The sequence below is a fragment of the Kitasatospora sp. NPDC038210 genome (assembly GCF_055600605.1).
The window spans coordinates 345,877-372,393 of record NZ_JBVJYK010000004.1; the positions used below are offsets into that span (position 1 = coordinate 345,877).

At 74.3% G+C, this 26,517-nt stretch carries 23 protein-coding genes, 1 tRNA gene and 1 riboswitch; of the genes, 14 read left to right on the forward strand and 10 right to left on the reverse strand.

Annotated elements, in window-relative coordinates:
* Positions 1–54 precede the first annotated feature (54 nt).
* The 3 genes from ACZ7KX_RS10705 to ACZ7KX_RS10715 are packed head-to-tail and all read right to left on the reverse strand — an operon-like array spanning position 55 to position 2,086.
* Positions 55–705: a response regulator gene (locus ACZ7KX_RS10705; protein WP_470326150.1), complete on the reverse strand. Its 651-nt coding sequence runs from the start codon at positions 703–705 to the stop codon at positions 55–57.
* A complete protein-coding gene (locus ACZ7KX_RS10710) occupies positions 702–845 on the reverse strand; it encodes a hypothetical protein (protein ID WP_470326151.1) in 144 nt (47 codons plus the stop codon). The genes ACZ7KX_RS10705 and ACZ7KX_RS10710 overlap by 4 nt, the downstream gene beginning before the upstream one ends.
* A complete protein-coding gene (locus tag ACZ7KX_RS10715; protein ID WP_470326152.1) occupies positions 842–2,086 on the reverse strand; it encodes a sensor histidine kinase in 1,245 nt (414 codons plus the stop codon). Before ACZ7KX_RS10715 ends, ACZ7KX_RS10710 begins: the two co-directional genes overlap by 4 nt.
* A 340-nt stretch (positions 2,087–2,426) precedes the next feature.
* Here ACZ7KX_RS10715 and ACZ7KX_RS10720 point away from each other — a divergent pair, with 340 nt between their 5' ends.
* The 7 genes from ACZ7KX_RS10720 (at position 2,427) to ACZ7KX_RS10750 (ending at position 9,197) form a co-directional block, all read left to right on the forward strand.
* The gene (locus ACZ7KX_RS10720) at positions 2,427–2,987 is read left to right on the forward strand and encodes a GlcG/HbpS family heme-binding protein (RefSeq protein WP_350519670.1); all 561 of its coding nucleotides are present in this window, start codon (positions 2,427–2,429) and stop codon (positions 2,985–2,987) included.
* Between the two features lie 218 nt (positions 2,988–3,205).
* On the forward strand, positions 3,206–3,631 hold the full coding sequence (locus ACZ7KX_RS10725; RefSeq protein WP_350519671.1) for a YunG family protein: 426 nt from the start codon (positions 3,206–3,208) through the stop codon (positions 3,629–3,631).
* A 97-nt stretch (positions 3,632–3,728) separates the two neighbouring features.
* Positions 3,729–4,643, forward strand: coding sequence for an NAD(P)-dependent oxidoreductase (locus tag ACZ7KX_RS10730; RefSeq protein ID WP_470326153.1), 915 nt, complete (start codon positions 3,729–3,731; stop codon positions 4,641–4,643).
* A gap of 217 nt (positions 4,644–4,860) precedes the next feature.
* Positions 4,861–5,469, forward strand: coding sequence for a flavodoxin family protein (locus ACZ7KX_RS10735; RefSeq protein WP_470326154.1), 609 nt, complete (start codon positions 4,861–4,863; stop codon positions 5,467–5,469).
* 379 nt (positions 5,470–5,848) lie between these two features.
* Positions 5,849–6,979, forward strand: a complete 1,131-nt coding sequence (locus ACZ7KX_RS10740) for an LPXTG cell wall anchor domain-containing protein (RefSeq protein WP_470326155.1) — start codon at positions 5,849–5,851, stop codon at positions 6,977–6,979.
* Between the two features lie 138 nt (positions 6,980–7,117).
* The gene (locus ACZ7KX_RS10745; protein ID WP_470326156.1) at positions 7,118–8,344 is read left to right on the forward strand and encodes a hypothetical protein; all 1,227 of its coding nucleotides are present in this window, start codon (positions 7,118–7,120) and stop codon (positions 8,342–8,344) included.
* Between the two features lie 79 nt (positions 8,345–8,423).
* The gene (locus ACZ7KX_RS10750) at positions 8,424–9,197 is read left to right on the forward strand and encodes a MerR family transcriptional regulator (RefSeq protein ID WP_470326157.1); all 774 of its coding nucleotides are present in this window, start codon (positions 8,424–8,426) and stop codon (positions 9,195–9,197) included.
* Positions 9,198–9,253: 56 nt separating this feature from the next.
* On the opposite strand, the gene ACZ7KX_RS10755 is transcribed toward ACZ7KX_RS10750, so the two are convergent.
* The gene (locus ACZ7KX_RS10755; RefSeq protein WP_470326307.1) at positions 9,254–10,261 is read right to left on the reverse strand and encodes a helix-turn-helix domain-containing protein; all 1,008 of its coding nucleotides are present in this window, start codon (positions 10,259–10,261) and stop codon (positions 9,254–9,256) included.
* A 377-nt stretch (positions 10,262–10,638) separates the two neighbouring features.
* Between ACZ7KX_RS10755 and ACZ7KX_RS10760 the strand changes: the two genes are divergently transcribed.
* The 3 genes from ACZ7KX_RS10760 to ACZ7KX_RS10770 all read left to right on the forward strand — a co-directional run bounded on the left by ACZ7KX_RS10760 (position 10,639) and on the right by ACZ7KX_RS10770 (position 13,398).
* Positions 10,639–11,316 (forward strand): RNA polymerase sigma factor, encoded by a 678-nt coding sequence (locus tag ACZ7KX_RS10760; protein ID WP_470326158.1) that lies wholly within the window; start codon positions 10,639–10,641, stop codon positions 11,314–11,316.
* Entirely contained in the window at positions 11,313–12,770 is a 1,458-nt protein-coding gene (locus tag ACZ7KX_RS10765; RefSeq protein ID WP_470326159.1) for a hypothetical protein, read from the forward strand. The genes ACZ7KX_RS10760 and ACZ7KX_RS10765 overlap by 4 nt, the downstream gene beginning before the upstream one ends.
* Before the next feature lie 334 nt (positions 12,771–13,104).
* On the forward strand, positions 13,105–13,398 hold the full coding sequence (locus ACZ7KX_RS10770; RefSeq protein ID WP_470326160.1) for a hypothetical protein: 294 nt from the start codon (positions 13,105–13,107) through the stop codon (positions 13,396–13,398).
* Positions 13,399–13,513: 115 nt separating this feature from the next.
* Here the strand turns inward: ACZ7KX_RS10770 and ACZ7KX_RS10775 are convergent, their stop codons facing one another.
* A complete protein-coding gene (locus tag ACZ7KX_RS10775) occupies positions 13,514–15,013 on the reverse strand; it encodes an aminopeptidase P family protein (RefSeq protein ID WP_470326161.1) in 1,500 nt (499 codons plus the stop codon).
* A gap of 203 nt (positions 15,014–15,216) precedes the next feature.
* The gene (locus tag ACZ7KX_RS10780) at positions 15,217–16,698 is read right to left on the reverse strand and encodes a PP2C family protein-serine/threonine phosphatase (protein WP_470326162.1); all 1,482 of its coding nucleotides are present in this window, start codon (positions 16,696–16,698) and stop codon (positions 15,217–15,219) included.
* Positions 16,699–17,313: 615 nt separating this feature from the next.
* Between ACZ7KX_RS10780 and ACZ7KX_RS10785 the strand changes: the two genes are divergently transcribed.
* A complete protein-coding gene (locus ACZ7KX_RS10785) occupies positions 17,314–17,946 on the forward strand; it encodes a bifunctional DNA primase/polymerase (protein WP_470326163.1) in 633 nt (210 codons plus the stop codon).
* A gap of 193 nt (positions 17,947–18,139) precedes the next feature.
* Here the strand turns inward: ACZ7KX_RS10785 and ACZ7KX_RS10790 are convergent, their stop codons facing one another.
* The 4 genes from ACZ7KX_RS10790 to ACZ7KX_RS10805 form a co-directional block, all read right to left on the reverse strand.
* A complete protein-coding gene (locus ACZ7KX_RS10790; protein ID WP_350519683.1) occupies positions 18,140–19,123 on the reverse strand; it encodes a DUF5926 family protein in 984 nt (327 codons plus the stop codon).
* A gap of 130 nt (positions 19,124–19,253) precedes the next feature.
* On the reverse strand, positions 19,254–19,700 hold the full coding sequence (locus ACZ7KX_RS10795; RefSeq protein WP_470326164.1) for an ATP-binding protein: 447 nt from the start codon (positions 19,698–19,700) through the stop codon (positions 19,254–19,256).
* Positions 19,701–20,106: 406 nt separating this feature from the next.
* On the reverse strand, positions 20,107–20,931 hold the full coding sequence (locus ACZ7KX_RS10800) for a glycerophosphodiester phosphodiesterase family protein (protein ID WP_470326165.1): 825 nt from the start codon (positions 20,929–20,931) through the stop codon (positions 20,107–20,109).
* Between the two features lie 127 nt (positions 20,932–21,058).
* The gene (locus tag ACZ7KX_RS10805; protein ID WP_470326166.1) at positions 21,059–22,507 is read right to left on the reverse strand and encodes a purine-cytosine permease family protein; all 1,449 of its coding nucleotides are present in this window, start codon (positions 22,505–22,507) and stop codon (positions 21,059–21,061) included.
* A riboswitch (TPP riboswitch) is annotated at positions 22,500–22,646 on the reverse strand. Its footprint overlaps the gene before it by 8 nt.
* 208 nt (positions 22,647–22,854) lie before the next feature.
* Here ACZ7KX_RS10805 and ACZ7KX_RS10810 point away from each other — a divergent pair.
* The 3 genes from ACZ7KX_RS10810 (at position 22,855) to ACZ7KX_RS10820 (ending at position 26,382) form a co-directional block, all read left to right on the forward strand.
* Positions 22,855–24,738, forward strand: coding sequence for a S1C family serine protease (locus ACZ7KX_RS10810; protein ID WP_470326167.1), 1,884 nt, complete (start codon positions 22,855–22,857; stop codon positions 24,736–24,738).
* Between the two features lie 76 nt (positions 24,739–24,814).
* A tRNA-Ser gene (locus tag ACZ7KX_RS10815) sits at positions 24,815–24,902 on the forward strand.
* A gap of 223 nt (positions 24,903–25,125) precedes the next feature.
* Positions 25,126–26,382 (forward strand): MFS transporter, encoded by a 1,257-nt coding sequence (locus ACZ7KX_RS10820; protein WP_470326168.1) that lies wholly within the window; start codon positions 25,126–25,128, stop codon positions 26,380–26,382.
* The last annotated feature ends 135 nt before the right edge of the window (positions 26,383–26,517 follow it).

A 26,517-nucleotide genomic window follows, 5' to 3' on the forward strand; every position in this document is an offset into this window, starting at 1 on the left:
CGGAATCCGACATTCCGAGCATCATGGCAGCACGCAGCGGCACCGCGCGAGCGCTCAGCGCAGCAGCCGGCGCTCCTTGGCCACTGCCACCGCACCCGCCCGGGTGTCCACGCCCAACTTGTCGTAGATCCGCCCGAGATGCGTCTTCACCGTGGCCTCGCTGATGAACAGCGCCCGCGCGATCTCCCGGTTGCCCAGCCCCTGCGCCAGCTGTTCGAGGATGTCCAGCTCACGGTCGGTCAGCTGCGGCGCGGGTGCCCGCATCTGGGCCATCACCCGGGAGGCGACCGGCGGCGAGAGCACCGTCCGGCCCTGCGCGGCCGCGTGCACGGCGGCGAACAGCTCCTCCGGCCGCTCGGCCTTCAGCAGGTAGCCGGTGGCGCCGGCGGCGATCGCCCGGGTGATGTCGGCGTCGGTGTCGTACGTGGTGAGCACCAGGACGTGCGGACCGCCCGGAGTGGCGGTGATCCGCCGGGTGGCCTCCACGCCGTCGATTCCGTCTCCGAGTTGGAGGTCCATCAGCACCACCTGCGGCGTCAGCCGGGCGGCCAGCGCGACGGCCTCCTCCCCGGTGCTGGCCTCGCCGACCACCTCGATGTCGCCCGCGCTGGCGAGCAGGGCGAGCAGACCGGCCCGGACCACCGCGTGGTCGTCGCAGACCAGCAGCCGGACGGGAGCGGTACGGGCCGGCGCGCCGCTGCTCATGCGCTCACCGTGCCGCGGAGGTCGTCGAGTTCGTCCACGTTGCCGAGTCGGTCGAGTTCGTCGACGTCGCTGAGGTCGTCGAGTTCGTCGAGTTCGTCGACGTCGCCGCGTCGGTCGAGGACTTCGGTTCGCGCGTTCATCGGTGCTCCAGGGGGATCACGGCGGAGACGACGGTGCCCTCGCCGGGGGTGCTCTCCACGGTCAGCGTGCCACCCAACTGGCGCAGCCGGGCGCGCATCGCGGGCAGTCCGTACCCGCGGCCGCCCCCGGTGCCCGCGGCCTCCGGGTCGAAGCCCAGCCCGTCGTCCGCGATGTCCAGGACGGCCTGGTCGCCGAGGAAGGACAGCGTGATCGCCGCGGTCGAGGCCCCGGCGTGCTCGCGGACGTTGGCCAGCGCCCCCTGGGCGATCCGCAGCAGCGCGGACTGCGCGGCGGTGGGCAGCGGTACCGGCGCGCCGTCCAGGTGGAAGCGGACCGGCAGGCCGCTCTCGGCGGACTCCCGCCCGGCCAGCGCCCGCAGCGCCCCGTCGAGGGTGCGGCCCTCGGCGAGCTCGGCCGGCGCGAGGTCGTGGACGAAGCGGCGGGCCTCGGCGAGGTTGCGGGCGGTCACCTCGGCGGCGGTCCGGACGTGGGTGCGGGCGGTCGCCGGATCGGTGTCCCAGGTGCGGTCGGCGGCCTGCAGCAGCATCTGCTGGCTGGACAGGCCCTGCGCCAGGGTGTCGTGGATCTCCACGGCCAGCCGCTCGCGCTCGGCCAGGGTGCCCTCGCGCCGTTCGGTGGCGGCGAGTTCGCGCCGGGTGCGGACCAGGTCGGTGATCAGCGCGCGCTGCCGGTCGGCCTGCCGGGCCATGAAGAGGAAGACGCCGGTGCCGAGCGCGGCGACCGTGGGCGGCAGCAGGACGAGGGTGGCGTCCACCCCGCCGGGGAGCCGGATCTCGGCGATCACCACCAGCAGGGTCAGTGCGCCGACCAGCGGGATCGCGGCCCTTGCGGGCAGCGCCCGCAGGGCGGTGTAGATCAACGGGACGGCGCACCAGGCGAAGCTCGGGGCGAGCAGCACCAGCACCACCCAGAGCGTGACCACCAGTCCCAGCGGCCACCTGCGGCGCCGGCCCGACGCGGTCGGACGGTGGTGGTCGAGCCAGGAGCCGGCCGGCTGGGCGACGGCCAGGGCGGCGCTCAGCCCGATCACCCAGGGCGCCTGGGGGCTGCCGGAGTGGTGGCTGAGGTAGCGGTTGAGCGAGGCGGCGAGCAGGACCACGAAGGCGGAGTCCAGCAGCACCGCCAGCCGGCCCGCGTCCGGATCGCCGGCGTCGCGGCCGGCGGTACCGGGCAGGCCGACACTGCCGGGCCGGCCGGCGGCGGGGCGGGGCTGCGGCACGGGTGGCTCCTGGTCGGACGGGCGGCGCGCGGTCCGGGTGGCGCGCGGTCCGGGCGGCGCGGGGGCTGCCCACCGGCACCGACCGCGCACCGGGTGCGCGCGGGCGGCAGACCGTACCGACCTGCGCCGATCCCTCGATGGTGACCCGTCCGGCCCGGTCCCGCATCAGCCGATCGGTTGACGCCGCCGTCCCCCATCATGCCCGGACGCACGCGCCGGACCGTCGATGTGGCGGCCCCGGTCCCGGACGGAGGATCGGAGCACACCGCCGGGCGGTCCGCCTCGGCCCGGCGCCCCCTGATCCCCGCACCACCCCGCAGAACCGTCGAGGAGCTGGACCATGAAGAAGACCTCCGTGCGCACCCGGGTGCTGACCGGCGCCGTCGCCGCCGCCGCGATCGCCGCCGCCACCGTGGGCGCCGTCTCGGCCAGCGCCGAGACCACCGAGACCCCGGCGGCTCCGGCCGCGGTGAAGGCCGACACGCAGAACAAGAACCTCGCCCAGAGCACCGGCCTGACCATCGACGCCGCCACCCGCGCCGCCCAGGCCGCCCTGGACGCGGCGACCAAGGCCGGCCAGCACGTGTCGGTCGCGGTCGTCGACCGGGACGGTGTCACCCGCGTGCTGCTGAAGGGCGACGGCGCCGGCCCGCAGGCCCCGGAGTCGGCCGAGCGCAAGGCCTTCACGGCGGTCTCCTGGAACGCGCCGACCTCGGAGCTGGCCAAGCGCCTGGCCCAGGCCCCGAACCTCAAGGACATCCCCGGCACGCTGTTCCTGGCCGGCGGCGCCCCGGTGCAGTCGAAGGGCGCTCCGGTCGCGGCGGTCGGTGTCGCGGGCGCGCCCAGCGGCGACCTGGACGAGCAGTTCGCGCAGGCCGGCGTCGCCGAGCTGGCGAAGTGACGCTTCCCCGCCCCGTCGCCTCGTCGGCGGGGTGACCTCACCCCGCACCCCGTCGGCGGGGTGACGCCCGGCCGGTCGGCCGTCCCGTGACGCGGGATGGCCGACCGGCCGGTTTCATTGACTCATTCGGGTGAACGCCGGGAGGGTCGCCGCAGAACACGGGGTGACCCTTCGAAAAGCCGCTGCCGCTGTCAGTGCCGCGTGGCAGGCTTCCCGGTATGACGGCGTGGACCCTCAACGACATCGAACGTGCGATCCGCTCCTCCTGGGGTGTCGACACCTGTGCGCCCGAGGATCTGGCCCACTGGCGTCCCGACAATCCCGCCCGCGGCCAGTGCGGGGTGACGGCGATGGTGGTGCACGACCTGCTCGGCGGCGAGCTGATGATGGGCGAAGTGCACGTCGACGGGGTCCGGACCGATCTCCACTGGTGGAACCGTTTCGCCACCGGCTTCGAGATCGACCTCACCCGCGAGCAGTTCGGGCCGGACGAGCTGGTCGGCCCCGGCCGCCCGGTCGCCCGCCCGGCCCGTCCCGGCCGACTGCAGGCCCAGTACGAGCTGCTGCGCGGCCGGGTGATCGCCGAGCTGGAGCGCGGGGCCGCCGCGCACCGCACCCGGATGCCGGCGCGCGCCTGCGCCTGACCGGCCCCGGGCGCAGTGACCGGCCCGGGCGTTCCGAGCGGCCAGGGCGCCGTGACCGGCCGGGGTCCGTTCGCATCCTGACGTACAGTCGGCCGCAGTGATCGACAGCGGCGACGGGAGTGCGCGGATGACCGGGACGACGGTCGGCTTCGTGGGGCTGGGTTCGATGGGGCGGGGCATGGCCGGCAGCCTGCTGCGGGCCGGTCACACCGTACGGGTCTGGAACCGCTCGCCCGAGCCGGTGGCCGCCCTGGTGGCCGAGGGCGCTCAGGCGGCCGACTCGCTGGCGGAGGTGTTCGACGCCGACACGGTGGTCTCCATGCTCGCCAACGACGACGCGGTCGAGCGCCTGCTGCTCGACCCCGCCCTGCTGACCGGCGCCACGGCGACCCTGCACGTCAACATGGCCACCGTCTCTCTCGCGCTCGCCGAGCGGGCCGAGGCACTGCACGCCGAGCACGGCATCGGCTACGTCGCCGCGCCCGTCCTCGGTCGGCCGCCGGTCGCGGCCGAGGGCCGGCTGAACATCCTCGCTGCGGGCGCCGCCGACCTGCTGGCCAGGGCCGAGCCGCTGTTCGCCGCGATGGGGCAGCGCACCTGGCACTTCGGCGAGAGCCCCCGGCAGGCCAACACCGCCAAGATCAGCACCAACTTCCTGCTGGCCTGCGCGATCGAGTCGCTGGCCGAGGCGTGCAGTCTGGCCGACGCCCACGGTGTCCGGCCCACCGACCTGGTCGAGATGCTCACCAGCACGCTCTTCCCCGGGCCGATCTACTCCGGCTACGGCGCGATGGTGGCCGAGCGGCGGTACGAGCCGGCCGGCTTCCGGCTGCCGCTCGGGCTCAAGGACGTCGGCCTCGCGCTGGAGGCGGGGGCCGCCCGCCACGTGCCGCTGCCCTTCGGCAGCATCCTGCGGGACGCCTTCCTGGACGCGCTGGCGCACGGCGACGGCGACAAGGACTGGGCGGCGGTCGCCGCCGTCGCCCGCCGCCGGGCGGGACTGCCGGAGTGACCGGCGGGCCGCCCGCGTAGCCGACGGCCCGGCGCGGGTGCGGGTGCGGGCGCGGGCACGGGTCATGGGGAGGGGCGGGCATGGGGAGGGGCGGGCATGGGCCAAGGACGCGCCAGGGACGAGGACCAGGGCGCGCGCAGCGGCGCGGGCGCGGAATAACCGGAGTGGGCCGGGTGCTCGCACCCCCGTCCGCGCCGTGCGACCCGGGGGAGATCCGATGTCCGACCAGCAGCCGTCCGACCAGCAGTCCTTCGACGAGCCGTCCGGCGCCGGGGAGCCGCGCCGCTTCCTGTTCCTCGACGCCGGCGCGCGCACCGACGGCAACTCCGCCCGACTCGCGCGGCTGGCCGCCGAGTCGAGCCTGCCGGCCGGGGCCGAGCAGCGCTGGCTGCGGCTCGACGAGCACCCGCTGCCCGTCTTCCGGGACCTGCGGCACGACGGCGACGGCAGCTACCCCGACCCGGTCGGCCACGAGCGGACCCTGCTGGACGCCACCCTGGCGGCCACCGACCTGGTCCTCGTCGCGCCGCTGTACTGGTACACGCTGCCGACCAGCGCCAAGCTCTACCTCGACCACTGGTCGGGCTGGCTCCGCGTGCCCGGACTGGACTTCCGCACCCGGATGGGCGGCGCCACCCTGTGGGGAGTCACCGCCCTCAGCGGATCGGACGACAAGGCCGAGCCGCTGATCGGCACGCTCCGGCTGACCGCCGAGTACATGCGGATGCGCTGGGGCGGCGTGCTGCTCGGCAACGGCACCCGCCCGGGCGACGTGCTGCGCGACGAGCGGGCACTGATCGCGGCCAAGTCCTTCTTCGCGGGCTGACGCGGACTGGCGCCGGCGGACGCGGGCTGACGCGCGCTGACCGCCCCGGCGCCGCGCGCCCGCTCCGCCCCCGGCATCGCGCTCACGATCCGACCCCGGGACCCGTACCGCTCCCGCCCCGGGTGCGGTACCGTCCTCCGGACGTGTACCCGTCACTCCCGGTCATCTTTTGGCAAAGCGCAAAAGCCTTGTAACTGGACGGAGTTGGACGAACCGGGCGCGTCACTTCCACCGCTCGGGCACAGTGCGGCACCCGCCTTCCGGCTCGGCCGGATCGTTCGGTACTCTCCGTCGCACTTTCAGCTTCGCGGGGGGACGGGGCGTCTGCGGCCGCCCCCTCGCGCCCGGGCCTCGCCCGGAAACGTCCGTGAGGTCTCCCTTGTCCATACGTCGCAGTCTTGCCCTCGCCGGCGCCGCCGCGCTCGCGTCCTCGCTCGTGCTGGCCGGTGCCCAGGGCGCCATGGCCGTCGGAGTCACCGGCTCCGCCTCCGCGTCCGCCCCGGCCGAGAAGGCGGGCCACAAGGCCCTGGACCTCTCGGTGCGCGGTGTTCCGGACACCTTCATCGCCGGCGGCGACGCCCGCGTGTTCACCTACCGGATCGACAACTCGACCAAGAGCGACTTCGTCGCCTACCCGCTGCTGAAGTTCAAGAACAAGGCGGGCTCGCTCAAGGCGAAGGACCTCAAGGTCGAGTACAAGCTGCCGGCCGGCCTGCCCGGTGGCGGCACCTGGAAGACCGGTGCCGTCGCGCCCGGCGGCGGCGACGGCGACGACAGCGCCGTGCTGATGCTGCTCGGCGACGTCACCGACGGCAACGCCGCCGACGACGCGCTGCTCTACATCTCCCAGGGCAAGCACATCGACATCGACGTCCGCGTCTCCTTCGACCAGGACACCCCGCTGGGCAAGGCCGGCGTCGTCCCGGTGGTGTTCTCCGCCGACACCGGCAACCCGGACGACCACGGCAGCTTCAGCTGTGACGGGATCAAGGGCGCCGGCTTCACCATCAAGGCCGGCGGTGGCAAGCCCACCCCGACCGCCACCCCGACCAAGACCGGCAAGCCGACCCCGACGACGAGCCACTCGCCGACGGCCACGGCCACCGCGACCGCCACGGCGACCGCGACCGCCACGGCCACCACGACGGCCACGGCCACCACGACGGCGACCGCGACCCCGACCACCCCGGCGCCGACCACCCCGGCCCCCGGCACCGGCTCGCCGTCCGCCTCCGCGACCACCGCCGCTCCGGCGCCGTCCGGCAGCAGCACGGACGTCCAGCAGCCGATCGACTTCCCGGTGCAGACCCCGACCGTCACCCCGCCGAAGATCACCCAGGGCGGCGTCGAGAAGGCCAAGACCGCCTCCGACAACGCGGACAAGGCGCTGGCCCAGACCGGTGGCGGCGACGACACCACCGCGATCGCGGCCGTCGGCGGCGCCGTCCTGGTGGCCGGTGTCGGCACCCTCGTGGTGCTGCGCCGCCGCAAGACCGGCCAGCACAGCTGACCAGGGACAACCGTTCCACGGGTGCCCCCGTGTCGCCCGCGCCGTCCACCGGACGGTCATGCGGGCGGCACGGGCGGTACTCCTCCGTCACATAGGATGTCCGGCCGGAGGGGGGCGGAACCGGCGGGGAGAGGACAGGTGCGGGAAGCACGCACGGCACGGGCCACCACGGATTACGAGGCGGCGACCGGGCGGATCGCGGGACTGCCGCTCCGCAGGCACCACGTCCTGCTGGTCGCCTGGACGGTCCTCTGGTTCTTCCTGGTCGAGCCGAGCGGCGGCTTCTCCTGGCACTACCTGCGCCAGGGCGAGCAGCTGCTCTTCAGCGGCCAGGCCGACGGCGGCCTGTCGCTCTACGCCCACCACCCGGAGCTGCAGATCGGCCCGGTCAGCCTCGCCGCGGCCAGGCTCACCGCTCCGTTCTCACCGCACACCGGCCAACTGGTCGCCGAGGCGGCGAGCGCCGCGCTCGGCCTGGTGATGCTGGTCGTGATCGGCCGCACCGCGGCCCTCTACTACCTGGGCACCGGCACCAACCACCGCCGGCTCCAGCAGCGGCTGCTGATCGCCGGACTGGCGTTCATCCCGATGTGGGTCGAGGTGTCGGTCCGCTTCGCGCACCTGGACGACGTCCTCGCGCTGTTCTTCACCACTCTCGCCGCACACGCCCTGGCCCGCGGCAAGCCCACCCAGGTCGCGATCTTCCTGGCGCTGGCGGTGGACTCCAAGCCCTGGGCGATCGCCTTCGCCCCGCTGATCCTGGCACTGCCCCGGCGCACCTGGCTGCGCACCGCGATCTGGTTCGCCGTTCTGGTGGCGATCGCCTGGCTGCCGTTCTACCTGGGCAACCTGGACACCATGGCGGCGGCGAAGTTCACCATCCCCAACCAGCCCGCCTCCGCGCTGCGCTGGTTCGGGGTGACCGACCCGGCCACCCCCTGGTGGGACCGCCCGACCCAGTTCGCGCTCGGCATCGGCCTGGGCGCCATCGCGGTGTGGCGCGGCCGCTGGCCGGCCGTGGTGCTGCTCGGCGCGGACGCGCGGATCCTCCTCGACCCGAGCGTCTACACGTACTACACGGCCTCGATCCTGCTCGGCACCCTGCTCTGGGACGCGGTCGGGCAGAAGCGGCTCGTCCCGTGGTGGAGCTGGATCGCGCTGGCCGCGCTGTACGGCGGCACGCTGTTCCTGCCGTCCGACTCGGCCCGCGGCTTCGTCCGGCTCGCCTTCGTGGTGGTCTCCGCCGCGTACGTGCTGCTCTGGCCCACCCAGCAGTCCCGTCGGCCGCGGTCCGGCGGCCAGGGCGACGGCGGACGCCGGGCGGCCCGGCGGCGCGAGCGGGCGCTGGTCGGCGCCGACGCCTGAGCGGTCGCCCGGAAAGACGGCTTGACCCTCACGCGACGTGAGAGCCGAGGGTGGTGGTCAGCACCAGGGAGGAACTCCGATGACCAGTGAGGGCTACTCGGTCGGCGCCGTGGCGAAGATCGCCAAGGTGACCGTCCGCACGCTGCACCACTACGACGAGATCGGCCTGCTGTCCCCGGCCGGCCGTACCCGCTCCGGCTACCGCCGGTACGTGGACGCCGATCTCGACCGGCTGCAGCAGATCCTCTTCTACCGCGAACTCGGGTTCCCCCTGGAGGAGATCGCGGCGATCCTGGACGACCACTCGGTCAGTCCGAGCGAGCACCTCCGGCGGCAGCACCAGCTGCTGACCGACCGGATCCGGCACCTCCAGGACATCGCCGCAGCCGTCGAACACGCCATGGAGGCACGGAGAATGGGCATTCAGCTGACCCCGGAGGAGAAGTTCGAGATCTTCGGCGAGGGATACCAGGAGGAGTGGGAGCAGGAGGCCGAGCAGCGCTGGGGCGACACCGCCGCCTGGGCCGAGTCCCAGCGCCGCACCGGCGGCTACTCCAAGGCCGACTGGCAGCGGATCCAGGCCGAGATGACCGAGCTCAACACCGCACTGGCCGCGGCGATCACCGCCGGCGAGCCCGCCGACGGCACGGTGGCCACGGACCTCGCCGAGGCGCACCGGCAGCACATCTGCCGGAACTTCTACGACTGCACGTTCACCATCCACCGTGGGCTGGCCGGCCTGTACGTCTCCGACCCGCGCTGGACGAAGGTGTACGAGGAGCTCGCCCCGGGCCTGGCGCAGTGGCTGCACGACGCCATCGTCGCCAACGCCGACCGGCGGGAGAACGCGTAACGGCTCGACACGGCCGTCAGGCCGTCACGGCCTGACGGCGTGACGGCGTGACGCGATCAGGCGACCCCGCGTCCGAACGAACGCCGGTAGGCGGTCGGCGAGGTGCGCATCACCCGGCCGAAGTGGTGGCGGAAGGTCGCGGAGCTCTCGAAGCCGACGGCCGCGGCGATCTCCTCCACCGTCCCGTCCGGCGACTCCAGCAGCGGCAGGCTGGCCGCGATGCGCTGGGTGACGACCCAGCGCATCGGGCTGGTCCCGTTGCGGGCGGTGAAGTGCCGCAGGTACGAGCGGTCCGACATCCGGGCGGCGCGGGCCAGCACCGGGACGGTCAGCGGGGACGACAGGTGGTCCAGCGCCCACTGCATGCTGCGGGCGATCCCGTCGTCCTCCTCCTCGACCGTGCCGACCGCCGCCTCGATGAACTGGGCCTGACCGCCGTCCCGGTGCGGCGCCACCACGAAGCGGCGGGCCACGGTGTTGGCCACCTTGGCGCCGTGGTCCCGGCGGACCAGGTGCAGGCAGAGGTCGATCCCGGCCGCACTGCCCGCGCTGGTGAGCACGTCCCCGTTGTCCACGTACAGCACGTCCGGGTTGACCCGCACCGCCGGGTGGCGCTGTTGCAGCAGCTCGGCGTACCGCCAGTGGGTGGTCGCCTCCCGGCCGTCCAGCAGCCCGGCGGCGGCCAGCGCGAAGGCGCCCGAGCAGATCGACACGATCCGGGCGCCGCGCTCGTGCGCCGTGCGCAGTGCCGCCACCAGCCCGGGGGAGACTCCCCCGGCCTGGCGGCCGGGAGGTGCCCCCACGCCGCCGAAGGCGTTCGGCACCCCGGGGACCACCACCGTGTCGGCGGCCGCCAGTTCGTCCAGCCCGTGCCGGGCGGTCAGCGTGAAGCCGCCCACCGCGTCCAGTGCCGTCCCGGGCCGGTCGGCGCACACCTTCAGGCCGTACCAGGGGGTGGCCAGCAGCCCGGTCAGCTCGGGCCGGGCCAGCCCGAACACCTCGACCACGACGCCGAGTTCGAACGGGGCCATGCCCTCGAAGGCGTACACCGCGACATCGTGCACGGGCTCCGGCCGCCGGCCGATGGCGACGGCCACCGGCCGCTGCCCGCTGGCGACGGCGGTGCCGGTGGCGCTGGCGACGGCGATTCCGGTGTCGATGCCGGTGCGGGCGCCGACCGCGCCCTCGACGTCCTGCTCGGCCATGCGAACCCCCTGCTCACGGGTGGCGGAACGCCGGTGAGTCTAGTCGTCCGGGCTCCTCGGACATTTCTTCGAACCCACCTGCAACCTCCACCCCTGCTGCACGTCCACTAGGTGTGGGGGCGGAGGGAACCGCGGCGAGGGCAGCTGGGAGGATCCCCCCGATCACGATCTTGATCAGGTGGACCTGACGGTCCGGCGAACGCCGTCACCGTCACCGGGGGAAAGCGGAAACGCACATGTCCATGGCCATCGGGCCGACCGTCGTGCCGGGGAAGGCGCACGGTTTCACCGTCCGCGGTGTGGTCGCCGCGCTGTTCGGCGCGCAGGAGGTCGGCGAGCCCCTCGCCGGCCCCGTCACCGAGCAGGAGGTGAAGCAGCGCCGCTCCGGCTTCCGGCTGCTGCGCGGCGGTCGCAAGCCCGCGGAGGAACGGCCCACCCTGACCGACCTCTACCACGCCCACCGGCTCGGCCTGGTGCGGATGGCCGTGCTCCTGGTCGACCACCAGGACCTGGCCGAGGACGTCGTCCAGGAGGCCTTCACCCAGCTCTACCAGCGCCACGGCGAGGAGCTGGACGACCTGGACAACGCGCTCGGGTACCTGCGGACCTCCGTGGTCAACGGCGCCCGCTCGATGCTGCGCCGCCGCAAGACCGCCCGCGAGTACGTGCCGCCGCACGAGCCCGACGCCGCTTCGGCGGAGGACCACGCGGTCCTCAACGACGAGCACCGTCGGGTCCTGGTGGCGATGCAGGAATTGACTCCCCGCCAGCGAGAGGTGCTGGTGCTGCGCTACTGGTCCGACATGTCGGAGGCGCAGATAGCCGAGACCCTGGGGCTCTCCCGGGGTGCCGTGAAGTCCACGGCCAGTCGTGCCCTGGACGCCTTGGAAAAGCACCTGGAGAAGGTTAGATGACCGACAAGTTCCCCCGCCGTATCGGCGGCGACGGCGACGGGCCGGCCGAAACCCCGACCGAACGGCTGCTCCGCGAGGCGATGGGCGCGCGTGCCGCCCTGGTCACGGCGAACAGCCTGCGCCCGGCCGCACCCCCGAAGAGCCGGATCCGCCGACTGCGCCCGGTGTACGCCGTCACCGTCCCGCTCGGCCTGGCCGCGGCGATGGCGCTCGGCGTGCTCACCTTCCACGGTGAGCCGGTCGCCCACGACCAGACCCCGCCGCCGCCGGCCGCCTCGCTGACGGCCTCCCCGAGCCCGACCGCCGAGCCGACCGTCCCTCCCACCCCGTCGGTGACCCCCACCGGCACCGACACCCCGACGGGCGAGCCCGAGACCGACCTCCCGCTCGCCGACGGCGTCCCGTCCTCCAGCGCGTCGGCCACCAGCACCGCACCCCCGGTCGGCCCGGCGTCGTCGTACTCGTTCCGCGGCGTCAAGTTCAAGGTGCCGGCGGGCTGGAAGACGGTTTCGCTCAACTCCTTCACCGTCTGCGTCCTGAGCCCGGGCACACCTGCCGAGTCGCCGAAGGGCTGGTCGCAGGACGTTTGCGAGCCGTACGGCGTCATGGTCACGGCCTACAACACCCAGGAGGAGGTCGACGGCGGCGGCTGGCCCAAGATGGCCTTCATGGACACGGACTCGGGTTGGGGCAACCAGCCCTACTGCCCGGTCTGGGACAACCCGCACACCCCCACGGGCGAGCCGATCAACAGCACAGGGCCGACGAAGAGCACCCCGACCGTCGCCGGCCGCTCCGCCCAGAAGTCGCAGTGGCAGGTGACCTGCGGCAAGTCCCCCTTCACGGCACAGGTCTGGGCCCTGCCCAAGGACCAGGTCTTCGTCTCGGCGGTCGGACTCAAGAGCGACTACCAGACCGGCCTGCAGACGATCGTCAACAGCCTGGACGTCAGCGGCCACAAGGCGCCGGGGCCGACGCCGTCGGCGGCTCCGGTGAGTGACAGCGACATCGGCATCTCCTTCAGCGGGATCCTTCCGGCGGGGCTCATGTCCGCGAAGGACTCGCCGGTGACGTTCGCGGTGACGTACAAGAACACCAGCCAGAACACCTACGACGCTGTCCAGCCGGTGCTCGTCACCGAGCCCTACGCAGGGTCGCCGGCGAGCGAGACCGAGCCGGTGAACTCGGGCACGCTGGAACGTCAGGACGGTGGCACCTGGGTCCCGATCCCCATGTCACCGGTCGCGAGCATGCGTCACCTGACCGTGGGCAGGCCGGCTGCCTTTCCGCTGGCGCCGGGCCAGAGCAAGACGGTGATGTTCCGCCTCGCGATCGACGGCGCGGACGGCGCCGGGGCGATGCCGGTGACCGCTCAGGCGATCCTGCCGTACGACGGCAAGGGACGGCTGACCATGCTCGGCACGGCGACCATCCGGCAGGTCGTCGTGAAGTAGCCGATCGCAGGCCGCCCCCGAGGCGCCGTGTCCAGGAAAACCGCCTGGTCACGGCGCCTTTCGGCGTTCCGGGGCGGGGTCGCGGAGAAACCTTCGGATCCGGCTGCAACCCCCCGCCGGGATGGACGTCTATCAGGGTGAGAGGCGGGGAGAGCGAGCCGGCGGGGCCGGGGCTCGGGCCGGTTCCTCGGGACGCAGGCAAGGCGTCCGCTCATCCGACATCACCAGCACCATGTCCTCTGGGGGACTGTCACATGAACGCGTCCGTCATTGCCCGTATTGCGAAGAATCCTTCAAGGTCTCGTCGCCGGACGGGTCGGCCCTGCTGCGCCCGATGGTGCGGCTGTACCTGCCCACCGGCACGGGCCTGACCGGATCGGACGTCACGGTGGAGGCCAAGGTCGGCAACGCGTGGAAGTCCTTCGAGGTGACCGCGGACCGCAACGGCCGCCTCGGGGTGGCGCCGGCCGAGCTGGTCGGCGTCATGCGGGGCAACCCGGTGGAGTACACCTTCCGGCTGGGCCTGAAGCGGACCGGCAGCGCGGGCCCGGTGGAGATCCGGGTCGGCGGGGACTCGGACGGTCACTACGGCGCGACCGTCGCCGTCCGGCCCGCCGTCCAGCGCTGACCTCCCCGGACGCAGCCGACCACCCCGAACGCACCGGGGCCCGGCCTCCCGAGCGGTTCGGGAGGCCGGGCCCTTCGGCGTACGGCGCTCGGTCGGGGTTCGGACCGGGTGAGGCTCAGGCCAGCGAGGCCATCCAGGCCTCGACGTCCTCGGAGCGGCGGGGCAGGCCGGCCGAGAGGTTCTCGTTGCCGTCGGCGGTGACCAGGATGTCGTCCTCGATCCGGACGCCGATGCCGCGGTACTCCTCCGGCACGGTCAGGTCGTCCAGCTGGAAGTACAGGCCGGGCTCGACGGTGAGCACCATGCCGGGCACCAGCAGGGCGTCGACGTGCTCCTCGCGGCGCGAGTGGGCGCAGTCGTGGACGTCCAGGCCGAGCATGTGCCCGGTGCCGTGCAGGGTCCAGCGGCGCTGCAGGCCCAGCTCCAGGACCTTCTCGACGTCGTACGCCGAGGCGTCCAGCAGGCCCCAGGCGAGCAGGCGCTCGGCGAGCACCCGCTGCGAGGCCTCGTGGAAGTCGCGGAAGCGGGCGCCGGGCCTCACCGCGGCGATGCCGGCCTCCTGGGCGTCGTACACCGCGTCGTAGATCTTGCGCTGCAGCTCGGTGAAGCGGCCGTCGATCGGCAGGCTGCGGGTGACGTCGGCGGTGTACAGGGTGTGGGTCTCCACGCCCGCGTCCAGCAGCAGCAGCTCGCCGGGGCGCACGTCGCCGTCGTTGCGGACCCAGTGCAGGGTGGTGGCGTGCGGGCCGGCGGCGGCGATGGTGCCGTACCCGACGTCGTTGCCCTCGACCCGGGCGCGGCGCCAGAAGGTGCCCTCGATCCAGCGCTCGGAGGTGGCGACGGCCTGGCCGAGCTCGCGGACCACGTCGGTGAAGCCCTTGACGGTGGCGTCGCAGGCGGCGCGCAGCTCGCCGATCTCCCACTCGTCCTTGACCAGCCGCAGGCCGCTCAGGAACTCCTTGAGCTCGGCGTCCTTGTCGGCGTCCAGGGCGTCGGCCAGCGCGGCCTCCAGGCCGGCGTCGTAGCCGCGGACGATCCGGGTGGGGACGGTGGAGTCCCCAGCTGCCGCGGCCAGCTCCTCGGCGGCCTTGCGGACGTCGCGGGCGGGCAGGCCGAGCAGCTGCTCCTGCTCGCTCAGGCTGTGCCGGCGGCCGACCCACAGCTCGCCGTGGCCGTCCAGCCAGAACTCGCCGTTCTCGCGGTCCGAGCGGGGCAGCAGGTAGAGCGCGAACTCGTGGCCGGTGCCGCCGGTCGGCTCGGCGACGAGCACGGCGTCCTCGGTCTGGTCGCCGGTGAGGTGCACGTACTCGCTGGAGGCGCGGAAGGCGTAGTCGGTGTCGTTGGAGCGCACCCGCAGGTTGCCGGCCGGGACGACGAGGCGCTCGCCCGGGTAGGCGGCGGACAGCTTGGCACGGCGCTCGGCCGCGTACGGGGCCTGGGCGACCGGGGAGAGGCCGTGCAGCTCGGTGTCGGCCCAGCCGGACTTCATCGAGGCGGCCAGCTCGTCGGAGATCTCGCCGTAGAGCCCGTTCTTGCGGCCCTTGAACTCCTGCGGCTCGTCGCCGCCCTCGGCCTCGGGGTTCTCGGCCACCGCGGGGGTGCGGTCCTCGGTCACGTGCAACGCCTCCTTGGGGGTGGTACCGCCGCCCCTCGGGGGAGTGTCGGATCGCGACACGCGCGGGCGGCCGTGCGTCCATGGTACGGACGCCCGGTCGCTCGTCGGTTCGGGCCCGGTACATCCGTCCGGGCCCGGTCCCGGTGCGTCCGTCCGGGCCCCGCGGACCTCGGGGAGACGGGTGCACGCGCGGGAACGCGCGGCTACTCGAAGCGGGCCGCCAGCAGCATCAGGTCGTCGGTGGCCGTCGTCGCGGCCTCCGGGGCCGGGCAGACGGCGAGCAGGTGGGCGCAGAGCCGGTCCGGGTCGATCCGCACGTCGCGCGGGGCGTCGGCGGCGGCCCGGCGCAGGTTGGCCTGCCCGGCGTGCAGGGTCGGGCCGCAGCGGCGGGCCAGGCCCTCGGTGTAGAGCAGCAGGGTGTCGCCGCGCTCGGCGGTGAACTCCACCCCGGGCGCCTCCCAGCAGGCCAGCATGCCGAGCGGGGCGGACAGCGAGGTCTCCACGAACTCGGCACCGCGCCGGCCGACCAGGACGGGCGGGCAGTGCCCGGCGCCGGCCAGGGTGACCCGGCGCTCCTCGGGTTCCACCCAGGCGTAGACGGCGGTGGCGGTGCGGGTCGGCTCGGTGGTCTTGAGCAGCAGCTCCAGGTCGCCCAGGACGGAGACCGGGTCCTCGCCCTCCAGTACCGCGTAGGCCCGCAGTGCGGCCCGCACCCGGCCCATCGCGGCGGCCGCACCGGGGGCCGAGCCGGGGCCGGCGCCCGGGCCGTCGCCGGAGACGGAGCCGACGGTGAGGCCGACGGTGCCGTCCGGCAGCGGGATCGCGTCGTACCAGTCGCTGCCGCAGGAGCGGTCCAGCCCGGCCGGGACGAGCCGGGCGGCCAGTCGCAGCCCGGCGGTCTGGGGGAGGTGGTCGGGCAGCAGGCCGCGGCGCAGCGCCTCGGTGGTGCGCCGGATCCGTTCCGCCTCCAGCTGCTTGGCGAGCAGCGGGGCGGCGATCGCGCAGTAGTGGCGGGCCAGTTCGCGCCGGCACTCGGTCGGCTCGGCGGGCTCGTCCCAGAACCAGAGGACGGCGGCGAGCGGGCCGTCCTCGGGGGTGGCGAGCGGCAGGCCGAAGGCGCCGCCGAGGCCGAGGTGGACGGCGAGTTCGCGCAGCCGGGCGCCGATGGCCGGGTCCTCGGCGAGGTCGGGGGAGTGCAGCTGCTCGGGCCGGTCCCGTTCGCGCAGCAGCCGTCCGAGCAGGCTCTGCTCGGACGGGACGGTCTCCAGGGCGCCGAGGCTGGCGCGGTCGAGGCCGAGGCCGACCGGCTGACCGGGGCCGCCGCCGGGCATCCGGGTGACCAGGACGCCGCGGCGGGCGCCGAGCAGGGCGGCGCCGGAGGCGAGGAGGGTGTCCAGGGTGGTGGCGAGGCCGCGGGCCCGGGCGAGCCGCTCGGTGTGCTCGTGCAGGGCGGTGATCTCGGACAGGCGTCCGGCCAAACGGTCCTGCACGGTGGTGGACGGTGCCGTGCGGTCGTCGGCCGGGCCGTCCGGTGCGCCCGGTGCGTCCTCGGGGCCGTCCTGGGCGTCGGCGGGGCCGGGGAGTCCCGGCGGGTCGAGGACGGTGAGCCCGCCTGCGCAGCCGGTTTCGCCCGGCTCGGCGGTCGTCGTCGACGGGAGGGCCGTCGGCGGGTGGGACTCGGTCATGCCGCCACTCCTGACGCGGTGCTACGTGCCATGCGAAACCCCCAGGTACGGCCAAGGTGGAGCGAGCACGGCCAAAGGGCGTGTTTCGCCTCGATTCGCTACTACTCGTCATTGATCGACAGCAATGCCACCACTTCTACACAGGCCATTCGGGGCATGTCCAGATCCAGGACGACGCGGTGGCCGGTTCCACGGCCATTGCGACCCGGTCGGAGGGCGTGCGGGGTTCGTGTGCGCGCCGGTCGGACCGGGAGGCATGGAGCGAGCCGCGAGCGGGCAGAACCGAGGGGACGGACCGGGCGGCCGTCCGGATCGTATGCCCGTGCCGCCCGGGAGCCGGGTCGGCCGGAAGTCTCTCACTCGTACGGTGGAACCAAACGCGCCCGGGCGGCGTCCATCCGGTCGCATGCGGGATTCTCGTTCCAAGGGCTGTTTCCAGTGCACGGCCCTTCTCATGTCGTGCTCCACACCGTGCTCCACGTCGTAGCCGCCCCGTCCGCATTGCCGCCCGCTCCGCACCGCCCGGGGCCGTGCCGCGGCGGGCCCGCGCGGAGGATCCCGACGGATGCCGACGGAGCGGAGCGAGCCGAGCGGTCAGGGAAAGGAACGAGCGCCATGCGTGAGAACCCGAAGGACCGGTCGGAGGAGCGTGCCGCCCGACTGGCCGCGGCCCTGGCGGCCGCCGTCGACCACCGCTGGCCCGTGGTGCCGGGCACCGTGCTGAGCGGTGGGCGCTGCTCCTGCGGCGACCGGGACTGCACCGTCCCCGGCGTGCACCCGCACGACCCCTCGCTGCTGGCCGCCACCACGGACGCCCGGATGGTGCGCTGGTGGTGGGAGCGGCAGAGCCCGGACGCGACGGTGCTGGCCGCCACCGGCTCCACGGTCTCGGCGGTCAGCCTGCCCGCGGAGGCCGGGGCGCGGGCGCTGGCCTACCTGGGCGCGTTGCGGATGCCGCTCGGCCCGGTGCTGGCGATGCCGGGCCGCTACGCGCTGCTGGTGGCCCCGTACTCGTTGGATGCGCTCGGCGAGATGCTCGCCCAACTCCCTTGGGTGCCGGGATCGTTGCGCTATCACGGGCCGGGCGGCTTCCTGCCGCTGCCGCCCGGCGGCTCGGCCGGCCGGGTGCGCTGGGTGCTGGCGCCGCGACCGGGGGCGGGCGGGGTCTGGCTGCCGCAGGTCGGGCCGCTGCTGGGCGAGTTGGTCGATGCGACGGTCCGGTTGGACAGCGGCCGCTCGGCGTACTGATCCGCGGTGATCCACGCGGTCCGCCGGAAAAACAAAAGATCCGGCCGCTGGCGACGGGGGATGCACCAGCGGCCGGACTCTTTAGACAGTAACAAGGATCCGCGCCCGCGCCAATTTCCAAGACGCCCTCCACGCCCGGAAATTGCGCGTTCACCGCGACAATGTGACGCGTATCACGCGGATCCTGCGCGCTTTAGTTCAGGGTGACCTGACGGTTCACCAGGTTGGCGCGGGCGCGACGCTCCTCGGCGGTCAGCGGGGTCGCGTCGGCGAGGACGGCAGCGAGCCGCTCGCCGAACTCGGCGGCCGGCTTCTCGCAGTCGGCGGCGGTCATCGCGAGCGGCAGGTCCCACACCGGGACGGTCAGGCCGTGCGCGCGGAACGAGCCGACCAGACGGGTGTCCGGGCCGAGCGAGGCCTCACCGGCGGCGTTCAGCCGGGCCAGCGCGTCCAGCAGCTGCTCCTCCGGGACGGTCATCACCCAGCGCAGGTGGTTCTTGTCCGGGGTGCCGCACCAGTAGGCGGCGTCGACACCGGCCAGCTTCTCGGTCGGGATGGCCGAGGCGTTGGCGCGCTCCAGGGAGGCGGCGACCTCGCCGGTGGCGGTCTCGGCGTCCTCCAGCCAGAACTCGAAGCCGGTGTGCACGGCGGGCGCGAAGGCGGCGGTGGCGTCCAGCATGTCCTGCAGGCGGCGCCCGCCCGGCACGGTCCGGCGGGCCGGCACCGGGGTGCCCGGCTCGGTGGCCAGGGCCAGCTCCAGGGCGTCGCCGAGGTCGCGGCTGAGGTCGCCGGAGGAGGACTGGGTCTGCAGACCGAGCAGGATCGAGCCGTCCTGGCGGCGCAGGGCCGGCCAGGCCAGCGGCAGCACGGTGGCCAGGGTCACCGACGGGACCTCGCCGTTGGCGCCCTCGGCCACCCCGGCGGCCAGCGTCAGCGGCACCGTGGCGGCGGGCACCAGCTCGCGCAGCGCCACCCAGTCGGCCTCGCCCGACAGGCCCTCGAACGGGCGGTGCACCAGCTCCTGCACCGCGTGCGAAGCCTCCCGGCCGTGGCAGGCCTTGTAGCGGCGGCCCGAGCCGCAGGGGCAGTCCTCTCGGGCCCCGACCACGGGGATCTCGCCCGTGACGGCGGTGGTGGACTGACGCTGCGGCGCCTTCTTGGCGGCCTTCTTGCCCATGGTGCGGCTCTCCCGGGAACGGTGGTCCTGTGTCCCGGGAAGCCTACTGACGTTCCTCCGGCACCTGCGCTACCCCCGGCGCGCGCGAACGCGCCGGGGCGCGCCGGCACCGGGGGCGCGAGGACGGGCCCTACGCGCTGCGGGCGTCGCCCCCGGTGCGCCGGGCGTGCCGGCTGCGGGCGGGCAGCGCCGCCCAGACCGTCACCTCGCCGGGCGCGTCGCGCACGCCCCAGTCGCTGGCCAGTTGGTCGACGATGCCCAGGCCGCGGCCGCCGCGCGAGGTCAGCGAGGGACTGGCGGGCAGCGGCCGGGTGGCCGCGCCGCCGTCGGTGACCTCCAGGGTGAGCACGCCGTCGGCGTGCATCTGCCAGCGGACCAGCACACCGCCGTCCGGCTCGTCCGTGCCCTCGCCGTGCTCCCGGCCGCCGTCCGCGGCGTGCGCCCCGGACGGGACGGAGGGGCCGGACGGGACGGACGGCACGCCGACCAGCACCTGCCCGAGCACCTCGGCCCGGGCGCCGCGGCCGAGCGCCGGCAGCGGGCCGAGCGGACGGGCGTACCGGCACGCATTGCTCAACAGTTCGGAAAGGATCAGTACGGCATCATCGATGACCGGTTCGGGTATCTGCCGGTCACCCAGATCTCGACGCAGTCGGCGCCGTGCGACCCCGACACTCGCTGGGCCGTGCGGCACTGCCATGGTCGATGAAGTCGGCACTTCACGCGCCACCATCAACGCCACCCCCGGACCTCCTTCAGCGTATGCCGAGGGAGAGATGCCCCTTGGTAATGCGTCGGAAACGAGCACCGGACGATCCCGCGAGCCCATTTCGAGCACGGCGACGGACGGTCGACCGGAGGTCATTCCGTGCTCACCCTCTGTCGCCCGGGGCAAGGAATTCCGGCAATATCGTGCGCGGAAGGTTTGACTGCCGACCAGACCGATCAGTCCGCACCGGCACGGCCGTCGGTGCGTCGGCGGATCACCTGCCGAGCTGCGCCAGCACCTCGGCGGGCCGGTTGGTGATGATCGCGGACACACCGAGTTCCAGGCAGAGCTCGACGTCGGCCGGTTCGTCCACCGTCCACACGTGCACCTCGTGCCCCAGCTCCCGCAGCCGGGTCACCAGCTGCGGGCGGGCCCGCACCAGCTCGATGCCGGGCCCGGCGATCCGCGCCCCGCCCGGCAGCGCCGCGCCCTCGCGCAGCCGGCCGACCAGCGGCAGCGCCCGCTCGAACAGGAACACCCGCCGGAACTCCGGCGCGGCGGCGGCCACCCGGTTCAGCGCGACCGAGGAGAAGCTCATGATCCGGGCGGACGGGCGGTCGTTCTCCCGGGCCGCGCCGATCTTGAACCGCTCCAGCATCCGCAGCAGCTCGGCCTCCACCAGGCCGCGGAAGCGCACCGGGTGCTTGGTCTCGATCGCGAGGTCCACCGGGCGGCCGCAGTCCACCACCAGCTCCAGCAGGCGCTCCAGCCGGAGCACGCCGCGCAGCTCGGGGTCGGTGCTGGGGCGGCCGGTCTTCCAGGCGCCGAAGTCGTACGCCTCCAGCTCGGCGAGCGTCATCGCCGAGACGGTGCCCCGGCCGTTGGACACCCGGCCGATCCGCCGGTCGTGCACGCAGACCAGGTGGCCGTCGGCCGTCACCCGGACGTCGCACTCCAGCGCGTCGGCGCCCTCGTCGAGCGCGCGCCGGAAGGCGGCGAGGGTGTGTTCGGGCAGGGCGTGGGAGGAACCGCGGTGCGCGATCACCTGGGCGGGCACCGCGGTGCGCGCCGCCGCCGAGGACAGGTCTGGGCTGGTCACAGGGCCAACGATAGGCGGCGGAGGTGACGGGGAGGCGAAGACGGCCCCAACCCGTGGGGCCGTCTGCCGGTTGCCGGGGGTCGCCGGGCGTCCACGCGGGGGACGCCGGGCCCCCGAGCGCGGGGCGTCAGCGCGCCGTGCGGCGGGAGAGCGGGGTGAGCGCCCAGGTGGCCAGGGCGGGCACCAGGAAGGCGAACAGCGAGGCGGAGGTCCACTCCTGCGGGGTGAAGTGCAGGGCGTCCTGGGCCGAGGTCCAGAAGTCCGTCCACCAGCCCGCCACCTTGGTCGGCGCGATGAACTGGTAGACCGCGAAGCCCAGCACCCACGGCAGCAGCATCGTCCAGCGGGCCGGCGCGTCCTCGGCGAGGTTCCAGCCGCGGCGCCCGGCGCCGAGGAAGAAGTCCACCGCCAGCACCGCCAGCAGCGGCACGAACACCGAGCCGATCAGGCCCAGGAAGTTGTAGTAGCTGTCGGTGAACTTGTCGATCTGCAGCGCCAGCACGGTGGTCAGCACGCCGATCCCGCCGCTCAGCACCCGGCGGTCCACCTTCGGCAGCAGGTTCTGCACCGACATCGCGGTCGAGTACACGTTGGCGAAGGACTGGTCGGTCTCGCGCAGCACCAGCACCAGCAGGAACAGCCAGCCGGCCCAGACGCCCAGGAAGGAGTCGAAGATCTTCTCCGGGTCGCCGCCGGACTGCAGCAGCGCCATCAGGCCGAGCACGTAGCACCAGACCTGGGCGATCGTGTAGCCGGAGAAGCTGCCCCAGAACGCCGAGCGCGCGGTGCGCGAGTGCCGGGTGTAGTCGGCGGCCAGCGGGACGAAGGAGACCGACACCGCGATCATCGCGTCGGTCGCGCCGAGGAAGCCGTGCCAGTTGCCGGCGCCCGGGTCCGGCACGCCCTGACGCCCCAGCTGGACGGTGAAGTACACCATCGCCACGGCCACCGCGCCGGCCACGAAGCGGCGCAGCACCGCGATCGAGCCCAGCGGCCAGATCGTCAGCGCGGTGGTCAACGCTCCCGCGAGCAGCACGAACAGCCAGCGGTAGCCCGTGGTGTGGGCGACGGTCTGGGCGCCCGCCGAGATGGTGAGCAGTTCGAAGACGCCCCAGCCGATGCACTGGACGATGTTCAGCACCGTCGGCAGGTACGACAGCCGGGTGCCGAACAGCCCGCGCAGGTTCGCCATCGCGGGGGCGCCGGTCCGGGCGCCGATCAGCGCGGCCACGCCGAGCATCGCGGTGCCGACGGCCGTGCCGACCACGATCGCGGTCACCGCGGCGGCCAGCGACAGCTCGCTGCCGGGGGCGCCGAGCACGGTGGCGGCGGTGGAGAAGCCGATCAGGCTGACGCCCAGGTTCATCCAGAGCGCGAAGTGGTCGCGGAACCGCAGCGTGCGCGGCGGTTCGGTGTCCAGGACCAGCGGCGCCTCGACGCGTTCGAGGCGCTCGGGGCGGTCCAGGACGGCGGTCGCGGCGCCCGTGCCGGCCGCGGGGCCGGAGGAATCCGCGGGGGCGGGGAAATCTCCGGAGCCGGAGGCACCCGAAGAAGAGGATGGCGAAGCAGACGGCATGGCCGATACTCCCTACGCCGGCATTACCCGGACAGGTTCCGGCGGTCTGCGCCCCCTCGACCGTGCGCCTCGCTCGCGTGGCGTACGGTCGACATGCGCACTCTCAGCCTGGTCGGTCCAAGCTCCCGCGTGTCAGTTTGGAGCGACAGGCTAACCGGCAGGGGGGCGAACGCCCAAGGCCACGGCGTGCGCGGTCCGCATCGCGGGACGCCAGGCGGGGAGGGGAGCCCCCGGCCGTCGGCACCGGCTAAGGATTCTTATGAGTTCTTCAGAGGGGTCCTTACGGCAATCGAATCGACAATGCGAAAAACTATGGTCCTTGGTTCTGCCAGCTATGGAGGTCGTCCGTGAGCACCGAGCGCGAGGTTGGGCCCACCGGGCCGCAGGGGGAGCAGCCCGCCGGCCAGGGGGCGGCTGAGTCGGCTCCCGACGGCCCCGCTCAGGGCGGGCACAAGCCGACCATGGCCTTCCGGCGGGTCACCGAGCCCGAGGCCGCGGGCGACGCCGTCGACGCCGCCCCGGCGGACGCGGCCCACGCCGGTGCCGCTCCGGCGGAGGGCGGCCACAAGCCGACCATGGCGTTCAGCCGGGTGCCCGAGTCCGCGGCCGAGCCGACGGGGTCGGAGCCGGCCCCCGAGGCCGCCGCTCCGGAGGGCGGGCACAAGCCCACCGTGGCCTTCACCAAGGTCCCCGCGCCGCAGGCCCCGGCCGAGGCGCCCGCCGCACCCGTCGCGCCGGCTGCCGAGGAGCCCGCCGTCGACCCGGCCACCGGGTACATCGACGCGCCGCCGCCGGTCCTGCCGCCCGCGCCGGCCGCTCCCGCGGCCCCGGTGCTGCCGCCGGCCGCGAACCCGTACGCCACGCCGACCCACGGCGTCCCCGCCGCCGGCGCGCACGACCCGTACGCCGCCGCGTCCGCCCCCGGCACCCCGGCCGCGCCCGGTGCGCCCGCCGCACACGGCCACCACCCGTTCGGCGCCGGCCAGCCGCTCGGCGGCTGGGGCCCGACCCACGACGCCACCTCCGGCGGCGCGGGCTACCCCGGCGGCCCGTCCGGCCCGCCGGGTTACCCGGCCGACTACCCCGGTGGCCCGACCGGCGGCGGCCCGCGCAAGAAGCGCGGCGGTCTGGTCGCCGTGATCGCGGCCGTCGCGCTGGTCGCCGGCGTGGCCGGCGGCGCCGTCGGCGTCACCGTGGCCGACCGCAACGGCAGCAGCAGCTCCGCGGACGACCACCGCAGCACCACCGTCCAGGCCAGCGACACCCAGAAGAACGAGCCCGCCCCCGGCTCGATCGCCGCCATCGCGCAGAAGGCGCTGCCGAGCGTCGTCACCATCAAGGCGCAGGGCAACGGCGAGTCGGGCACCGGCACCGGCTTCGTCTTCGACACCGAGGGCCACATCCTCACCAACAACCACGTGGTCGCGCCGACCCTCAACGGTGGCAAACTGACCGTCAAGTTCGCCGACGGCACCTCGTACAACGCCTCGGTGCTGGGCCACGCCGAGGGTTACGACGTCGCCGTCGTCAAGATCGACAACCCGCCGAAGAGCAAGCTGGCCCCGCTGCCGCTGGCCGACTCCGACAAGGTCAACGTCGGCGACGCCACCGTCGCGATCGGCGCGCCGTACGGCCTGGAGTCCACCGTCACCAGCGGCATCATCAGCGCCAAGGACCGCCCGGTCGCCTCCGGCGACGAGACCGGCTCGCAGGCCTCGTACATGAACGCCCTGCAGACCGACGCCTCGATCAACCCCGGCAACTCCGGCGGCCCGCTGCTCGACTCCGGCGGCGCGGTGGTCGGCATCAACTCGGCGATCCAGTCCAACGCCTCGGCCAACGGCCGGGCCGGCAGCATCGGCCTGGGCTTCGCCATCCCGATCAACCAGGCCAAGTGGGTCGCGGACACCCTGATCAAGACCGGCAAGCCCGTCTACGCCAAGCTCGACGTGCTGCGCAACGACGACTACAAGGGCGACGGCGCGCAGATCCAGACCAAGGACATCCAGGGTCAGCCGGCCGTCACCCCCGGCGGCGCGGCCGACAAGGCCGGCCTCAAGCCGGGCGACGTCATCACCAAGCTCGGCGGCGTGCCGATCGAGAACGGCCCCGCCCTGGTCAGCCGGATCTGGACGCACAAGCCCGGCGAGACCGTCGACGTCGAGTACACCCGCAACGGCCAGACGCTCACCACCAAGGTGACCCTCGGCCAGCGCGACGGCGACCAGTGACCCCCGCCCACCGACCCGAACGCTCCCGAACCATGTGCGCCGAACCCCGCCGGACCCGTTAGGCTGACCTCCGCCTGGAGAGCTGCCCGAGCGGCCTAAGGGAACAGTCTTGAAAACTGTCGTGGCGTGACCCGTCACCGTGGGTTCGAATCCCACGCTCTCCGCCGGTAGGAGAACCACCTGCTCAGGGCGGGTGCCGACATCGAGTCGGCACCCGCCCTCTGCGTTTGCGGGTCCCGGTCCCGGCGTCGCGGCGGGCCCAACCGGCCGCTGTGGCCGCGGGTTACGGGCCGGGGGCGGTACGCCCGCGGCGGAGGTCGAGGCGGTCGTCCGGCCGGTGGACCGTGCTTGCCCTCGACCGGGTCGAGGGTCCTAGCGTCGCCCGGCATGACCGACGCCGCCGTTCCCACCGCCGCCGATCCCGACGCCACCGTTCCCCGGGCTGCCGTGCGGTCGCCGCTGCCCCGGCCCTACCTGCTCTGGCTGGCCGGCACCCAGGCGGGACTGCTGGGCGACGCCGCTCTGTACTTCGCCCTCGGGTGGGCCGCGTCCGCGCACGGCGGCGGGGCGACCGGGCTCGTCCTGACCGCGATCACCGTGCCCCGGACGGCGCTGGTACTGCTGGGCGGCGCGGTCGCGGACCGGGTCGGCGCCCGCCGGGTGATGCTCGCCGCGGACGCGGTGATGCTGGTCGCGACCGCCGCCCTGGCGCTGGTGGCGGGCAGCCGCGGCACCCCGCTGTGGCTGCTGGTCGCGGCGGCCGCCGTGATCGGGACCGTCGACGCCTTCCACCTCCCGGCGAGCGGGTCGATGCCCAACCGGCTGGTGCCCGCCGACCGGTTGCCCCGGGCGCTCGCCCTGCGCCAGGCCGGCGGGCAGGGCGCCGCGCTGCTCGGGGCGCCGCTGGGCGGCCTGCTGGCCGCCGTCGGCGGGCTGCCCGGTGCGGCGGTGGCGGACGCGGCGAGCTTCGGGGTCGTCCTGCTGGTCCTGCTGCGGCTCCGGCCGGGGGCGGCCGCGCCGGTCGCCGCGCCCTCCGACGCACCGGCCGGCCTGCTGCGCGAGGCGGCGTCCGGCGTCCGGCTCGCCCTGCGCGACCCGCTGCTGCGCGCCGCGCTGCTGCTCACCGGCGCGGCCGCCGGCGCGCTGCTGCCGGTGATGTCACTCCTCGCCCCGCTGCTCGCCCGGGCGCACGGCTGGACGGCGGGCACGGCGGGGCTGGTCACCGGCGGACAGGCGGCCGGGGTGCTCGCGGTGGCAGGCCTGGTCGCCTGGCGGGGCGGGCTGCCCAGGGCGGGCGTCGGGGCGGCGGCCGGGCTCTGTACAGCGTCCGTGGGGGTCACGATGCTGGCGCTGGCCGCGGGACCGGTGGCAGCGGTGGCCGGCAGCACGGTGACGGGCGTCGGCTCCGGACTCTTCGGCTGCCACCTCGGACCGCTGGTGGCGGCCGGCGCGCCGGACTCCCATCTGTCCCGTGTGCAGGCGCTGTTGACGCTCGTGCAGAGCGCGGCCCTGGTGCTCGCCAACGCGCTGCTGGGCGTGCTCGCCGACACGGCGGGCGCGACCCTGCCCACCCTCCTCTGCGCCCTCGCCGCCGGCGCCGCCGGCCTGACCGCCCTGGCCGGCCCCACCCTCCGGCGGGCGTGACCCGTAACCGGGGTGTGCGGGTTGCGCCCGGGCGCGACGGTTGCCGCGGGCGCCGGGAGCCCCGGCCCGGGTGCCTTCCTGCGGCTCTCCCGCCGCCCGGCGGGCGTCCCTCCCCGTCCCTCCCCGTCCCGTGCC

Coding starts and splice junctions, on each gene's coding strand:
- ACZ7KX_RS10705 (WP_470326150.1), bottom strand. CDS start 705: ATGAGCAGCGGCGCGCCGGCCCGTACCGCTCCCGTCCGGCTGCTGGTC.
- ACZ7KX_RS10710 (WP_470326151.1), bottom strand. CDS start 845: ATGAACGCGCGAACCGAAGTCCTCGACCGACGCGGCGACGTCGACGAA.
- ACZ7KX_RS10720 (WP_350519670.1), top strand. CDS start 2,427: ATGAAGAAGACCTCCGTGCGCACCCGGGTGCTGACCGGCGCCGTCGCC.
- ACZ7KX_RS10725 (WP_350519671.1), top strand. CDS start 3,206: ATGACGGCGTGGACCCTCAACGACATCGAACGTGCGATCCGCTCCTCC.
- ACZ7KX_RS10735 (WP_470326154.1), top strand. CDS start 4,861: ATGTCCGACCAGCAGCCGTCCGACCAGCAGTCCTTCGACGAGCCGTCC.
- ACZ7KX_RS10750 (WP_470326157.1), top strand. CDS start 8,424: ATGACCAGTGAGGGCTACTCGGTCGGCGCCGTGGCGAAGATCGCCAAG.
- ACZ7KX_RS10760 (WP_470326158.1), top strand. CDS start 10,639: ATGTCCATGGCCATCGGGCCGACCGTCGTGCCGGGGAAGGCGCACGGT.
- ACZ7KX_RS10765 (WP_470326159.1), top strand. CDS start 11,313: ATGACCGACAAGTTCCCCCGCCGTATCGGCGGCGACGGCGACGGGCCG.
- ACZ7KX_RS10770 (WP_470326160.1), top strand. CDS start 13,105: ATGGTGCGGCTGTACCTGCCCACCGGCACGGGCCTGACCGGATCGGAC.
- ACZ7KX_RS10780 (WP_470326162.1), bottom strand. CDS start 16,698: ATGACCGAGTCCCACCCGCCGACGGCCCTCCCGTCGACGACGACCGCC.
- ACZ7KX_RS10785 (WP_470326163.1), top strand. CDS start 17,314: ATGCGTGAGAACCCGAAGGACCGGTCGGAGGAGCGTGCCGCCCGACTG.
- ACZ7KX_RS10790 (WP_350519683.1), bottom strand. CDS start 19,123: ATGGGCAAGAAGGCCGCCAAGAAGGCGCCGCAGCGTCAGTCCACCACC.
- ACZ7KX_RS10805 (WP_470326166.1), bottom strand. CDS start 22,507: ATGCCGTCTGCTTCGCCATCCTCTTCTTCGGGTGCCTCCGGCTCCGGA.
- ACZ7KX_RS10820 (WP_470326168.1), top strand. CDS start 25,126: ATGACCGACGCCGCCGTTCCCACCGCCGCCGATCCCGACGCCACCGTT.